The sequence below is a fragment of the Mucilaginibacter phenanthrenivorans genome (assembly GCF_024721155.1).
In the GTDB taxonomy this organism is placed as follows: Bacteria; Bacteroidota; Bacteroidia; order Sphingobacteriales; family Sphingobacteriaceae; genus Mucilaginibacter; species Mucilaginibacter phenanthrenivorans.
In genome coordinates, this window is sequence record NZ_JAHVAP010000004.1 from 144,839 (window position 1) to 158,023 (window position 13,185).

13 protein-coding genes are annotated in these 13,185 nt (G+C 42.7%); 10 read left to right on the plus strand and 3 right to left on the minus strand.

What is annotated here, in order from left to right:
• Positions 1-9: 9 nt before the first annotated feature.
• Genes KXD93_RS10285 through KXD93_RS10295 form a run of 3 tightly spaced genes read left to right on the plus strand, consistent with a single transcriptional unit; the run spans position 10 to position 1,477 of the window.
• Complete coding sequence (locus KXD93_RS10285; protein ID WP_258137004.1) at positions 10-477, plus strand: GNAT family N-acetyltransferase; 468 nt, start codon at positions 10-12, stop codon at positions 475-477.
• A gap of 30 nt (positions 478-507) precedes the next feature.
• Complete coding sequence (locus KXD93_RS10290) at positions 508-867, plus strand: hypothetical protein (protein ID WP_258137005.1); 360 nt, start codon at positions 508-510, stop codon at positions 865-867.
• Between the two features lie 4 nt (positions 868-871).
• Positions 872-1,477 (plus strand): HAD family hydrolase, encoded by a 606-nt coding sequence (locus KXD93_RS10295; RefSeq protein ID WP_258137006.1) that lies wholly within the window; start codon positions 872-874, stop codon positions 1,475-1,477.
• A 182-nt stretch (positions 1,478-1,659) separates the two neighbouring features.
• On the opposite strand, the gene KXD93_RS10300 is transcribed toward KXD93_RS10295, so the two are convergent.
• On the minus strand, positions 1,660-2,655 hold the full coding sequence (locus tag KXD93_RS10300) for a fumarylacetoacetate hydrolase family protein (RefSeq protein WP_258137007.1): 996 nt from the start codon (positions 2,653-2,655) through the stop codon (positions 1,660-1,662).
• A gap of 503 nt (positions 2,656-3,158) precedes the next feature.
• Between KXD93_RS10300 and KXD93_RS10305 the strand changes: the two genes are divergently transcribed.
• From KXD93_RS10305 to KXD93_RS10320, 4 genes are all read left to right on the plus strand, one after another.
• Entirely contained in the window at positions 3,159-4,316 is a 1,158-nt protein-coding gene (locus KXD93_RS10305; protein ID WP_258137008.1) for a homogentisate 1,2-dioxygenase, read from the plus strand.
• Between the two features lie 83 nt (positions 4,317-4,399).
• On the plus strand, positions 4,400-5,524 hold the full coding sequence (gene hppD, locus KXD93_RS10310; protein ID WP_258137009.1) for a 4-hydroxyphenylpyruvate dioxygenase: 1,125 nt from the start codon (positions 4,400-4,402) through the stop codon (positions 5,522-5,524).
• Between the two features lie 163 nt (positions 5,525-5,687).
• Complete coding sequence (locus KXD93_RS10315; RefSeq protein ID WP_258137010.1) at positions 5,688-6,359, plus strand: DNA alkylation repair protein; 672 nt, start codon at positions 5,688-5,690, stop codon at positions 6,357-6,359.
• Between the two features lie 183 nt (positions 6,360-6,542).
• Positions 6,543-8,021 carry a PAS domain-containing sensor histidine kinase gene (locus tag KXD93_RS10320; protein WP_258137011.1) on the plus strand — a complete coding sequence of 493 codons (1,479 nt, stop codon included), beginning with the start codon at positions 6,543-6,545 and terminating at the stop codon, positions 8,019-8,021.
• Between the two features lie 122 nt (positions 8,022-8,143).
• Here KXD93_RS10320 and KXD93_RS10325 read toward each other — a convergent pair whose 3' ends face one another.
• On the minus strand, positions 8,144-9,124 hold the full coding sequence (locus KXD93_RS10325; protein ID WP_258137012.1) for a type I phosphomannose isomerase catalytic subunit: 981 nt from the start codon (positions 9,122-9,124) through the stop codon (positions 8,144-8,146).
• Between the two features lie 140 nt (positions 9,125-9,264).
• On the opposite strand from KXD93_RS10325, the gene KXD93_RS10330 reads away from it, so the two are divergent.
• Together KXD93_RS10330 and KXD93_RS10335 are read left to right on the plus strand one after the other, a co-directional pair.
• Positions 9,265-10,311, plus strand: coding sequence for a tetratricopeptide repeat protein (locus KXD93_RS10330; RefSeq protein WP_258137013.1), 1,047 nt, complete (start codon positions 9,265-9,267; stop codon positions 10,309-10,311).
• A 3-nt stretch (positions 10,312-10,314) separates the two neighbouring features.
• The gene (locus KXD93_RS10335; protein WP_258137014.1) at positions 10,315-10,845 is read left to right on the plus strand and encodes a DUF3267 domain-containing protein; all 531 of its coding nucleotides are present in this window, start codon (positions 10,315-10,317) and stop codon (positions 10,843-10,845) included.
• Positions 10,846-10,943: 98 nt separating this feature from the next.
• On the opposite strand, the gene KXD93_RS10340 is transcribed toward KXD93_RS10335, so the two are convergent.
• Positions 10,944-12,173 carry an NADP-dependent isocitrate dehydrogenase gene (locus tag KXD93_RS10340; RefSeq protein ID WP_258137015.1) on the minus strand — a complete coding sequence of 410 codons (1,230 nt, stop codon included), beginning with the start codon at positions 12,171-12,173 and terminating at the stop codon, positions 10,944-10,946.
• A gap of 265 nt (positions 12,174-12,438) precedes the next feature.
• Here KXD93_RS10340 and KXD93_RS10345 point away from each other — a divergent pair, with 265 nt between their 5' ends.
• Complete coding sequence (locus KXD93_RS10345) at positions 12,439-13,152, plus strand: hypothetical protein (protein WP_258137016.1); 714 nt, start codon at positions 12,439-12,441, stop codon at positions 13,150-13,152.
• Positions 13,153-13,185: the final 33 nt, after the last annotated feature.

The window sequence follows — 13,185 nt, forward strand, 5'->3', positions numbered from 1 at the left end:
CCGAGTATCATGAAAATAATAACCAGCCCCACCCTGTCAGACCAGCAAAAAGAACGCGTATTGCACATCTGGAATACCGAATACCCGGTAAAGCTGCAAATGCCGGGCATGGCTGACTTTGATAACTTTTTAAACACGCTGATCAACCCAAAACATTATTTAATGATTGATAATGATGACGTTATAATTGGCTGGGGCAATAAATATTATATTGGTGATGTTACCTGCTTTTTCATCATGATATCGGGCGAGATACATGGGAAAGGTTACGGAACGACTTTATTAAACGAACTAAAAAAAGGCGAAAAACAATTGTTTGGATGGGCTATCGACCATAACAATGATATTAAAGCCGATGGCAGGCCCTATCCATCGCCCATAAATTTCTATCTCAAAAACAATTTCACCATCAACACCGAAATGCGACTGGAAGATGAACAACTTTCGGCAGTGAATATTTTGTGGGAGAAGGAATAAATAAGGAAGGCATTTCCTACCTTTATTGTAATGCAATCTAAAATCGCCATTCTTTTTACCTTTTTTATCGTATTTCTTATGGTATCAGGTTGCGAAAACGAAAAATTCGATAAAGACAAATGGGCGAGCTACGAACATTTAAATGGTTCGGACAGAAGTTCAATGGCGGAAGACTTATTGAAAAGCCGCAAGCTCATCGGATTATCAAACAGGCAAATGCTTCAATTATTGGGGCCACCGGAAAACGATACTACCGAAACGTGGTACACACTGAAATTGGAATTTCCTTTTCTGAGCGTAGACCCCGAATCTGGAAAAGACCTTATCATTAAATTCAACAAAGATTCCATTATTACCAATGCCAAAATACACGAGTGGCATCACAATTAAATCCATGATAAATACCATCATCTTCGACCTTGGCGCAGTTTTAATTGACTGGAACCCTACTTACATGTACCGAACCCTCTTCAGTGATGAAGAAGAAATGAAACACTTCCTGACCAACGTTACCACCTCCGACTGGAATGAAGAACAGGATGCGGGCCGCTCGCTACAGGAAGGTACCGAGATCCTGGTAAACCAGTTCCCGGAGCATGAAGCTAACATCCGGGCATTTTATTCCCGTTGGGACGAAATGCTGGGGGAAGCCCTTCATGACACGGTCGAGATCTTTAAGGAGTTAAAGCAAACCGGCAAATACAAAATTTACGCGCTCACCAACTGGTCGGCAGAGACGTTTCCGCTTGCTTTGGAGCGGTTTGAGTTTTTGCACTGGTTTGACGGTATAGTGGTATCAGGCACGGAAAAAATGAGAAAACCAGCCCCTGAGTTTTATCAAATTTTGTTGGATCGTCACGATGTTAAAGCCGAAGATGCTTTGTTCATTGATGATAACTACCGCAATATTCTAGCCGCAGAGAAACTGGGGATCAAATCGATACATTTCACATCAGCGGAAGAATTGAGGAAAAAATTACTATCAATGAACGTTTTATAAAAAATTGTCATTGCGAGCGACAGCGTGGCAACCTCGTCGCCAATGCATTTACGCTCTTCAAATTCTACACTTTTCTATCCGCCCTATATAGCTACGAGTTTGCTTCGTCGCTATGCTCCTCGCAATGACAAAATGATGAGATCAACAACATTATAACGTCTACAACCCTTACAACAACTTTATCATTTCTTCAACCCCAAAATTGAAAAATCACTATCCGCCTTTTCAATAACATTACTAAGTATACCAAGTCCGGTTATTTCCATTTCCACCAAATCACCGGGTTGCAGCCATTGGGTTTGATAGTTCGGATCGTTCAGTAAACCGGTTCCGTTCAACTCCAAAAAGCAGCCTGTTCCTACTGTACCCGAGCCTATTACATCGCCGGGGAGCACATCGCAGCCATAGGCGCAGCGTTCAATGATTTCGGCGAATGTCCAGTCCATGTCGGCCATATTACCTGCGGAAACCTGCTTGCCATTCACCACGCATTTCATCTCCAGTTTATAGGCGTTGCCGGTATGCCCGGTTTGGGGTTCAATTTTATATTGTTCCAGTTCATCGGGAGTTACCAACCATGGGCCAATCACGGTGCAAAAATCCTTACCCTTTGCCGGGCCAAGGTTCAGCTTCATTTCCTCCATTTGCAGCGTGCGCGCGCTCATATCGTTCATGATCATAAAACCTGCTATCAAACTGTCGGCATCCGCTGCTTTAACGTTGCGAGCTTTTTTGTTGAGAACCACCGCAACTTCCAGCTCAAAATCCAATTGAGCAAAATGATCGGGCATACATTCTATCTCGCCGATCCCCTGGATAGCATTGTGATTGGTGAAATAAAACACCGGGTATTGATCAAACTCAGGGATCATGGCCGCTCCCCTATTTCGTCTTCCGGCTTCTACATGCTGCCTAAACGCATAAGCATCCCTACATGAGGTTGGGTGCGGAACCGGCGCCATCATCTCAAAAAACAATTCCTCCTTAGCCTCCATCTTCCCCGACTTAATATCCGCATTTATCCGTTTTGCCCGGTCCATCAGCTCATCCCCACCCCACAAAAACTCGTTCATATTATTGGGGATCAGCTTATCGCACGAATTAAGGTTATAAATATGGCCTTTTATAAAAACGCCTAAATGCTCGTTATCTTCGGTTTTGTAGGATACTAATTTCATAGGGCTATGTGGTTGGTTAATTTCAAAGCTAGTGTTTTTGGTTGTAAATGTTGTAGTTGTTGTAAAGAGTTGAAATAGTTAACGTAAATCATTAATCCGATAAGGCTTACAACATTTACAACCTCTACAACCCTTTGAACTGCATCACTTGCAAATCCCACATATTACATCTAATTTTGAACAACCAAATTATGAGCATACAAAAGCATTTTCTTTTTTCCCTTGGCCTCACTTCCATGAGTGACGCTTCTTCTTTCAGGGATGCCGTGCTCGCTAAGATCGTACTGGCGCAGTACTAAGTTTTGTTGATTTGTTGTAAAAGTTGTAGTTGTTGTAGAGGTTAAAATCGCTACAGTATTAAAACATTTTAAAACTTTTACAGCACTTACACAGTTGCAATAAGGATAATTGTTTCTAAAACTTTTACAACCCTTGCAACAACTATAACCCTTACAACTTCTTCAATAATTACAACGTTTTTAAATTAGTAAAACCAATTAAAAATGCCTGTTTACCACACATTAGGAGCTATTCCGCCAAAGCGGCATACGCAATTCCGTAAGCCCGATGGTACACTTTATGCCGAAGAGCTGGTATCAACCGAAGGCTTTAGCAGCCTGTATTCGCTGGTTTACCATGCTTATCCGCCAACGCTTGTAAAAGAGCTGGGCGAGCCGTATTCGGTTGAGCCAAAGATTGCCCGCGAAAAGCACCTGAAGCATACCAGTTTAATCGGCTTTAAAATTGAGCCGGAAGACGACTATTTGAAAAGCCGCAAGCCCGTTTTAGTTAACAGCGACCTCCATATTTCGCTGGCTGCCCCGCGCAAATCAATGACCGACTATTTTTATAAGAACAGCCAGGCCGACGAGGTGGTTTTTATTCACGAGGGATCAGGAACGCTAAAGACCGGCTACGGCAATATCAAATTCGCTTACGGCGATTACCTGGTTATTCCGCGGGGAACCATCTATCAAATGGAGTTTGACACACCTGATAACCGGTTGTTCATTACAGAGAGCTTTAGCCCTATCAGGATCCCTAAGCGCTATACCAATGCCTATGGGCAAATGACCGAGCAAGCCCCCTATTGCGAACGCGATATAAAACGCCCCACCAATCTGGAAACCCACGATGAAAAGGGCGATTTCAAGATCCTGATCAAAAAACAGGGGCTTATCTATCCGTACATTTACGGGACGCACCCTTTCGATTTCATCGGCTGGGATGGCTTTCATTATCCCTGGGCCTTTTCAATTCATGATTTTGAGCCGATAACTGGTCGCCTGCATCAACCACCACCGGTACACCAAACATTCGAGGGGCATAACTTCGTGATCTGCTCTTTTGTACCGCGCAAGTTCGACTATCACCCCTTATCTATTCCCGCGCCATATAACCACAGTAACGTGGACAGCGATGAGCTGCTTTATTATGTAGATGGCGACTTTATGAGCCGTAAAAGCGTGGTTAAGGGCCAGATAACCCTGCACCCCGGCGGCATCCCCCACGGCCCGCATCCCGGATCTGTAGAGAAATCCATCGGCAAGGAATCAACAGACGAACTGGCGGTAATGATAGACCCGTTCAGGCCGTTAATGCTGACCGAAGACGCCATAAAAATAGAGGACGAAAATTATTATAAAAGCTGGGTGAGTTGAGGTGAAAGGTAAAAGCTGAAAGGCGAAAGCTAAAAGCTTAAAATTCAATCAATCACTAATTCACCAATTCACTAATTGAAAAAATGGAAACACTAACCATAGATAAAAAACAAGCAACTACTGATTTTTTACCCCTTAACGGAACAGATCATGTTGAATTTTATGTAGGTAATGCCAAGCAGGCTGCCTTTTATTATAAAACCGCATTCGGCTTCCAGGACCTTGCTTATGCGGGCCCCGAAACCGGTATCCGCGACCGCGTATCATACGTTTTGCAGCAAGGCAAGATTCGCCTGGTGCTAACAACACCACTGCATTCCAACCACACGATTGCGGAGCATATCAAGAAACACGGCGATGGCGTCAAAATCCTTGCGCTGTCTGTTGACGACGCTTATGACGCCTTTTTGCAGACCACCCGTCGCGGTGCCGAACCTTACCAGGAACCCCAGACCATGACCGACGAATATGGCGAAGTACGTACCAGCGGGATTAAGCTGTACGGGGAAACCGTGCACCTTTTTGTGGAACGCAAAAACTATAACGGGGCCTTTTTACCCGGTTTTGAAAAGCACGTAACTACCTATAATCCTACCACAACAGGATTGTTACACATTGATCATTGTGTGGGTAATGTGGGCTGGCACAAGATGAACGAATGGGTTAATTTTTATGAGGAGATAATGGGCTTCAAAAACATTTTAACCTTTGATGACAAGATGATCTCAACCGAATATTCGGCCTTAATGAGCAAGGTGATGAGCAATGGGAATGGATACGTAAAGTTCCCGATCAACGAGCCGGCTGAGGGTAAAAAGAAATCACAGATTGAAGAATATTTGGAGTTTTATGAGGACGAAGGCGTACAGCATTTAGCCCTTGCTACCGATGATATTGTTAAAACCGTAACCACCCTGCAAAGCCGTGGCATTGAATTTTTAACGGTGCCTACCACTTATTATGATGAACTGATAGACCGCGTTGGCCACATTGATGAGGACCTGGGGCCATTAAAAAAACTTGGCATTTTAGTCGACCGCGACGATGAGGGCTACCTGCTGCAGATCTTCACCAAACCTGTTGAGGACAGGCCAACCTTGTTCTTCGAGATTATCCAGCGCAAGGGTGCAAAATCATTCGGCGCCGGCAATTTCAAGGCGCTTTTTGAAGCGATAGAAAGAGAGCAGGAATTGAGAGGAAATTTGTAAAGATTTCGGAAATCGGATTTTCCATTTCGGATTTATTTTTCGCAGGAACTCTTGAAAAGGTTCCCGCGGAAGCAAAAAAACAAATCACCTTCAGTCTTTACTGACTTTACCGACTTCCGGACTTTTACCTATCTTTAAGCTGGACACTCGTCCGGCTTTTTTTATGACCATCGAAGAAATAATCGTCCTGCTAAAAGCAAAATCGAACCCAAAACACCTGGCGGGTATGAAACGTTTCGGCATCAACGACGTGCATGCATTGGGTATCCCCGTCCCCGAATTGAGGAAGTTAGCGAAGCTTATTAAAAGAGATCACCCGCTCGCCCTTGCCCTGTGGAAAATTAAAATTCACGAGTCCAGGCTGCTTGCGTCGATGATTGCAGACCCCAGCCAATTTACCGAAGAGCAGGCCGATAATTGGGTGCATGACTTTGACTCATGGGACGTTTGCGACCAGGTTTGCGGCAACCTTTTAGACCGTACTCCATTTGCCATGAGCAAGGCGTTTGAATACACAACCAGCGAACATGAATTTGTAAAACGCGCCGGCTTTGTGCTGATGGCTGAATTTGCGGTTCACAATAAAACCGCCACTGACGACGTATTTATTCCATTTTTCGCTGTAATGGAACGCGAAGCCTGGGATGGCCGCAATTTTGTAAGGAAGGCGGTTAACTGGTCATTACGGCAAATTGGCAAAAGAAACTCAAATCTTAAAATCCACGCTATTGAAACCGCGCAGCGGATCCTCGCCCAAAAGACAAAAAGCGCAAGGTGGATAGCCTCAAATGCGCTGATTGAACTGTCAGGCAAAGACACTGTAATTAATAATTAACTTTTAAGGTTTTAGGCAGTTAAAACAATCAGGCTGCGGACAATTTGTATATTATTGCCAACCATTTTAGCATGGTTTCCGTAATAGGTGAGCTTGTCGTTTTATGCTTTTTTATTTTTTGGCATAAATTTTTCTATTATGAACCCTGAGCTATTGGTTTTATACTATGTGTAGGATATTAATATGAGTATTGAAGGGAACAACTTTTATAGTGATGATGCATCCCATCTTGCTCAAATAATTGATCAAATAAATGCTGGGATCTGGGAGTACAACGTTAACACGAAAGAGGTTAAGTGGTCTGCCGGGTTTTATGCTGTCCTGGGTTATAAGCCCGGGGAGATCGAGTGTTCCTACAGTTCATTTCTTGACGACCTGCTTTACCATCACGACAAGCCTGCATTTTTAAAAGCCATCCAATCCCGGACCCCTGATCAAACCAACACCGTAGAGATAAGGTTACTAACCAAAGCCAACGGCTACCAGTGGTTTGAAAGTGTTACCAAAAAATGGGAAGACAACGGCATACCTAAATATACGGGCTCACTAATAAACATCAATAAGGCCAAATTACTTGGTCTGCGTTCGGCACAAAACGATTTCCTGTTTAATGAAACCGGCACAATAGCTAAGATCAGCGGTTTTGACATAGATGTGCCCACCATGAGCCTGTCGCTTTCTAAGGAGGCTTTCGATATTTATGAGCTGAATGATCAGCTTAAGTTAAGCCTGGAGGAAGCAGTAAGCTTTTTTGAACCGCAATACCGCCCCGTTGTAAATGAAGCGATTGAAAACGCTATAAAGTTCTGCAAACCGTACGACCTGGAAGTACTTTTCCGCTCGGCCAAGAATAATGTTTTCTGGGTACGCGCCAAGGGCCTCCCTATTATTGACGATTACGGAAAGTGCGTTAAAATAAGGGGAATTCTGCAGGATATTGACAGCATTAAAAAGAAGGGAATTGCACTTCAAACGTCCATCAGTTCGCTAAATGACCAAAACAAGCGCCTGCAAAACTTTGCCTACATCGTGTCGCACAACCTGCGTTCACATTCAGGCAATTTGCGGTTTATGGTTAACCTGCACGAGGAAAGCGAATCTGCCGACGATCGCGCAGAAGTTTTTGCACACATAAAATCAATCAGCGACAGCTTAAGTCAAACCATCGAGCATTTGAACGAGATCGTAATGATCCATACGGATATCGACAAGGAACGCAAGGCCCTGTCGTTTGAAGAAGTGTTTAAAAATGTAATGTCGGCGCTCCAAAACAATATCGACGCCACCGATGCCAAAATTGAATACGATTTTACACAATGCCCGGTCATTGAATATATCCCCGCTTATTTGGAAAGCATCTTCCAGAACCTGCTTACCAATGCGCTGAAATACCGCCACATGGAAAGGCAACCTCTTATCACCTGCCGCACCATAAAGGACCACAACCACATCTATATGCTGTTTGAAGATAATGGTATCGGGATAGATATGGAACGTTATGGCGATAAGGTATTCGGCATGTATAAAACCTTCCACCAAAACACTGATGCCAAAGGCATCGGCCTGTTCATCACCCGCAACCAGATTGAATCAATGGGTGGTACTATTAAGGTAGATAGTACCGTGAATGTGGGTACGAAGTTTACGATACGTCTTGTATAAGTATAATCTGTAGGGGCGTAATGCTTACGCCCTCGCCAACGTTAAGTCCGCGTTCTTGTCAACAATTCCACAAACATTATACAAACCATAATCAGGGCGTATGCTATACGCCCCTACCGGCATTACTCTATGTAGCTTTCCAGTATCTTAAACCCTGAGGTGGTTTCTAACACAACATTGCTAATCGTTTTCGGCAGCAAAATACAATCTCCCATTATTACAGGGTATTCGCTTCCATCGGCCTTAACGGTAAACTCACCCTCAACGCACACATAGATAACAAACGAATCCAGGTTACTGTAATCCTTTGTGGTGCCGGTTGTAAAATCTAACAGGTTAGTGGTAAAATACGGGCAGCTCACCAGGTGAACGGTTTCGTCCTTTTTAGGTTGATATTGGGTTTTGTATTCAGGATAATGTTTATAGTCGATGGCAGCAAGGGCCTCTTCGGTATGTAGTTCACGCTTGTTGCCTTTGTCATCCACACGATCAAAGTCATAGATGCGGTAAGTGATGTCAGATGTCTGCTGGATCTCGGCTATCAGCAAGCCTTTACCAATGGTATGTACACGGCCGGCCGGTAAAAAGAACACATCACCAGCCTTCACATCTTCCTTATTCAAAACATCGGTTAAATGGCCGCTGTTGAATTTATCAAGATACTCCTGTTGGGTAAGTTCTCTATTAAATCCGGCAATTAAAGTCGAACCCGGATCTGCCTCTATAACGTACCACATTTCGGTTTTGCCGAAGGAGTTATGACGTTTCTTTGCCAGCTCATCATCCGGGTGCACCTGGATGGAGAGATCCTCGTTAGCATCAATAAATTTAATCAGTAGCGGGAAGATGTTTCCAAAATGCGCATATACCTTTTCGCCGACCAGTTCGCCTTTGAATTTTTCAAGCAGTTCAGCTAATGATTCGCCTTCTAATGCTCCGTTAGCAACTACTGAAACATCCGACTTAACACCCGAGATCTCCCAGGTTTCGCCGCAGTTTGGCAGGTCGCCGAAATCTTTATGCAGGTAGGTTTTGATTTTATTACCGCCCCAGATCTTGTCTTTATAGATGGTTTTGAATTTTAACGGATACAATGCTGACATAAGTAAATATTTTGAGCCGCTAAGTTATCAGATAAATATTTAATGGAAAAACATAAAAACCAATTTGATTTAGTTTGAATAATATTTTTTTCAATATAAAATTCGTAATTTTCTCTCACCTTAATCATAATTAAAACCCCGTGGATAATACCCAGGAACCAATTGCAGAAAACACCCCGGTTGAGAATGTTTGTATAAATTGCGGCAACCCGGATTTTGTACCCGGTTATCCAAACAAGCTATGTGCAGACTGCCGCGAAAAGTTTATCAACTTCCCCATCCCTTTATGGGTAAAACTATTCGGTGCAGGCATTGCTATTGTTATGTTGATATCATTTATATGGCTGCCCGGTAATTTAAAAACCGCCATGATTTTATCACGTGCCGAAAGCAATGAAGCACATCATAATTATTTTACAGAGCAACAAGAGCTCGAAAAAGCAAGGAAATTGATACCCGGATCGATAGATGTACAATCGCATTTGGCAATTGCTGCTTTTTATAATGGCGATTTCCAAACTATTGACACTATGTCAAGCAGCTTACAGGGTAAAAAATTCGAGGACACCTCGCTTTACAACAAGGTGGATTATGTAATGCGCCAAACCCGCGAATACTTTCCTTCCGACACTTTTAATACCATTTTCAAGCAATACAAACACGCTATAATTCCGGATACCGCTTACCAACGGTTTATTAAACAATTCCCGACGGATATATATGGCATTTATTCGCTTGCAGCGTCTTACGTTAACCAGGAAAAATACCCGGCTGCAGATAGCCTGCTTTCGCGAACATTAAGCATTGATGTTGATTTTATACCGGCACTCACTTTAAAAACAATGGTAAAGCGTGAGATCAACCAACCAGACTCATCCATTATCTATTGCAACAGATTGCTGGCTATAAACAATCAATCAGTTTTTGCCATGTCGTCAAAGGCGCGTACGCTGCTAAAAACCGGCAAAAATAAGGAGGGACTAAAGCTTGCACAAAGCGGCTTTGATCTTGACAATACCAATCCTTATAACCTGGCTACGCTTGCGATCGCTTTGCACCTCAACAACAATTTCAAGCAGCGGGATGCAATTGTAAAATCAGCTGAAAAAGATTCGGTTAGCAAATCGTATATGCTGTACGCTAAAGATATTATTTCAAATAAAATTAAATTTCAAACTAAACCTTAAACCATGCTAATCCCAGGTTTTTTAATATCGTTGCTAACCTTTCCGGGCGTTATAGTACACGAGCTTGCTCACCAACTTTTCTGCAGGTGGTTTAAGGTGCCCGTTTTTAAGGTAGTTTATTTTCAAACCGGTAACCCGGCTGGCTATGTTTTACACGAGACCGTTTCAAATAAATGGCAGACCATGCTAATCAGCGTGGGGCCTTTTTTTGTAAATACTATAATCGGTGCGTTTATCGCATTCCCAGCGGCACTGCCGGTGTTTACTTTTGATAATGCCACCGTTGCTGATTACCTGTTGGTTTATTTAGGTGTATCCATCGCAATGCATGCCTTCCCTAGCACCGGCGACGGGAAAGCCATTTGGCAGGTTTTAAAGGATTCAGAAACCTCGTTGATTGTAAAAATTATCGGTTACCCGGTTATCGGCCTTATTTACCTTGGGTCATTAGGTAGCTTCTTCTGGCTCGATGTTGCTTATGGCGTTGCAATAGCGGTTGGTTTGCCTAAATTGTTTATCGCGATTTTTGCATAGACAAGCATTCTTTACTTCATTAAAAAGTCCGCATATCTCTACGCGGACTTTTTAATATTTACCAAAGACGCAAGATATTGCGTCTCTACATTAGAATTTTATTTCCCCAATTTCACCTTCAAATTCTCATCAATAGCTGCTAAGAATTCTTCGGTGTAAAGGTAATCTGTACCATGTTCCACTTTTGGTTTTATAGTGATGGCCAGATCCTTGGTCATTTTTCCGCTTTCAACGGTTTCGATACAAACTTCTTCAAGCGCCTTGCAGAAGTTAATCAATTCCTGGTTGTTGTCAAGCAAACCACGGAATTCCAAACCACGGGTCCATGCAAAAATAGATGCAATAGGGTTGGTCGAAGTTGGCTTACCGGCCTGGTGTTCGCGGTAGTGGCGGGTTACGGTACCGTGTGCAGCTTCAGCTTCCATAACGGTGCCATCGGGAGTAACCAAAGTTGAGGTCATTAAACCTAATGAGCCAAAACCCTGTGCAACGGTATCTGATTGAACGTCGCCGTCATAGTTCTTACAGGCCCATACAAAGTTACCATGCCATTTTAATGCAGAAGCAACCATGTCATCAATTAAGCGGTGCTCGTAGGTAAGCTGATTGGCTTCAAACTCAATCTTGAATTCCTGCTCGTAGATTTCCTGGAAAATATCCTTGAACCTGCCATCGTATTTCTTGAGGATAGTGTTTTTGGTGGAAAGATATAAAGGCCATTTTTTCAGTAATGCCTGGTTAAAGCATGCACGTGCAAACCCTTTGATCGATTCGTCAGTGTTATACATTGCCAAAGCCACGCCGTCACCTTTAAAGTTGAAAACCTCAAACGATTGCTCAGGGCTACCATCTTCAGGCGTAAATTTAATGGTTAGCTTGCCTTTTCCCTTGGTTACAAAATCGGTAGCACGGTACTGATCGCCAAAAGCATGACGGCCAATACAGATAGGCGCCGTCCAGTTTGGTACCAAACGCGGAACATTTGCCATAACTATTGGTTCACGGAAAACTGTTCCATCCAAAATATTACGGATAGTACCGTTTGGCGACTTCCACATTTGTTTTAAGTTGAATTCCTTTACACGGTCTTCATCAGGTGTAATAGTGGCGCATTTAATACCAACACCATATTGTTTAATGGCATTTGCAGCATCAATGGTAACCTGGTCGTTAGTTTCATCACGATATTCAATACCAAGGTCATAGTACTTAATATCAAGATCCAGGTACGGAATTATCAGCTTGTCTTTAATAAATTTCCATATAATACGGGTCATTTCATCGCCGTCAAGCTCAACTACAGGATTTTCTACTTTAATTTTCGACATCTTTGATACGATTATTTTTTTAATGGCTCCAAATATATAAAATTGGTTGATTAAGTGCGTGGTTGATTGGGTGACTTGTTTGTTAAGATTGCATAATCTGAACGTCAAAATAACGTTACAGGGATAAAACTTAGTCAACTCAATCCAACCCAATCAACATAAAATAACTTTATTCAACTTTATTGAAGCTAAATGCTATTTTTATAAAATATATAAATCAACTTTTGGTTAAACTTGTTAGGTAACAACCATTGCTGTTTAAATTATGATAAAACTCTTCCAGAAAACATCGCTCATAACTTTAATAGTTTGTTTTTCGGCATTTATAGCCAAGGCCCAGTTGGGCTACAACTATGCGCAATATGACATTGGGGTAGGCGCAGGTATGAATAAGGTTTATGGCGACGCTGAAACTGTTACCAGCACCGCTTCCGTTCACTTCAATTTTACCTATAACGCAACACCGTATACAAATTTTGTTTGGGAGGCACAGCTTGGAAAACTAAGGGGCGGCGATTCAGTGCTTACCAAATCAGGCCGGTATTTCAACAATGATTTTAGTGCCTTTATTTTTCGGGGGCAGCTGCAATTTGGCGAGTTCCTGGATTATTCGAACAGCCAGTTCAATAACGCGCTTAAAAACCTGTATGTATCGGCCGGCATTGGGTTCGTATTCAATAATATAACGCAGATCAGCCGGACTTCCGAAAAAGTTGCTGGATTTTATACGGATGGTGAAAATAAAAGCAAGGAACCCTTTGTTCCGCTGCGTGTTGGCTATGAGTTAAAGCTGTACAACAGGTATTCACAACCAAGCGCAAAAATAGATCTTGCCTACGGTTATAATATAATTTTAGGCGACGGGCTGGATGGTTTTACGGCCGGAACACACAACGATGCCTATTCACAAATTACTTTGGGCGTAAAATTTGCAATCGGGTCAGCAAGTACCTCGTACCGAAAACAAATCACTTATTAGTTCGGTTGTAGTTGGTGGAAGGGTTTGTAAAGA

Bases quoted from the DNA above. Each gene is read 5' to 3' on its own strand.
- KXD93_RS10285 (WP_258137004.1), top strand. From the start codon at position 10: ATGAAAATAATAACCAGCCCCACCCTGTCAGACCAGCAAAAAGAACGC.
- KXD93_RS10290 (WP_258137005.1), top strand. From the start codon at position 508: ATGCAATCTAAAATCGCCATTCTTTTTACCTTTTTTATCGTATTTCTT.
- KXD93_RS10295 (WP_258137006.1), top strand. From the start codon at position 872: ATGATAAATACCATCATCTTCGACCTTGGCGCAGTTTTAATTGACTGG.
- KXD93_RS10300 (WP_258137007.1), bottom strand. From the start codon at position 2,655: ATGAAATTAGTATCCTACAAAACCGAAGATAACGAGCATTTAGGCGTT.
- KXD93_RS10305 (WP_258137008.1), top strand. From the start codon at position 3,159: ATGCCTGTTTACCACACATTAGGAGCTATTCCGCCAAAGCGGCATACG.
- hppD (WP_258137009.1), top strand. From the start codon at position 4,400: ATGGAAACACTAACCATAGATAAAAAACAAGCAACTACTGATTTTTTA.
- KXD93_RS10315 (WP_258137010.1), top strand. From the start codon at position 5,688: ATGACCATCGAAGAAATAATCGTCCTGCTAAAAGCAAAATCGAACCCA.
- KXD93_RS10320 (WP_258137011.1), top strand. From the start codon at position 6,543: ATGAGTATTGAAGGGAACAACTTTTATAGTGATGATGCATCCCATCTT.
- KXD93_RS10325 (WP_258137012.1), bottom strand. From the start codon at position 9,124: ATGTCAGCATTGTATCCGTTAAAATTCAAAACCATCTATAAAGACAAG.
- KXD93_RS10335 (WP_258137014.1), top strand. From the start codon at position 10,315: ATGCTAATCCCAGGTTTTTTAATATCGTTGCTAACCTTTCCGGGCGTT.
- KXD93_RS10340 (WP_258137015.1), bottom strand. From the start codon at position 12,173: ATGTCGAAAATTAAAGTAGAAAATCCTGTAGTTGAGCTTGACGGCGAT.
- KXD93_RS10345 (WP_258137016.1), top strand. From the start codon at position 12,439: ATGATAAAACTCTTCCAGAAAACATCGCTCATAACTTTAATAGTTTGT.